Origin of the sequence: Corynebacterium sp. HMSC073D01 (assembly GCF_001815555.1) — a bacterium.
GTDB lineage: Bacteria > Actinomycetota > Actinomycetes > Mycobacteriales > Mycobacteriaceae > Corynebacterium > Corynebacterium glucuronolyticum.
In genome coordinates, this window is record NZ_KV821085.1 from 80,002 (window position 1) to 80,456 (window position 455).

General features: G+C 65.5%; 1 CRISPR repeat array.

Annotation, left to right across the window (positions count from 1 at the left end):
* Positions 1-454: a CRISPR direct-repeat array (repeat unit 27 nt; unit sequence GGCTCATCCCCGCAGGTGCGGGGCAGA).
* Position 455: the final 1 nt, after the last annotated feature.

Genomic DNA, 455 nt, shown 5'->3' on the forward strand with positions numbered 1-455 from the left:
GGCTCATCCCCGCAGGTGCGGGGCAGATAGCAACAAGCGACACCGCCAGCACGGTGCCTCGGGCTCATCCCCGCAGGTGCGGGGCAGATGGGTATCCGGCTTCGATAGCAGCATCAGCGACCGGCTCATCCCCGCAGGTGCGGGGCAGATAATCCGAGGGCACGTAGCTGTTCGTGGCGTCTCGGCTCATCCCCGCAGGTGCGGGGCAGATAAGACCTTCTGAGCACCTTCAGAACCCAGGCCGGGCTCATCCCCGGAGGTGCGGGGCAGATAAATAATCGCGGATTCTCCACCCCTCGGCGATGGGCTCATCCCCGCAGGTGCGGGGCAGATCCACGACTAGACGAAGCCGTCGATGCCGGTTCCGGCTCATCCCCGCAGGTGCGGGGCAGATGATGGCTGCGAATAGTGCTCCTGTGATGATGGCGGCTCATCCCCGCAGGTGCGGGGCAGAT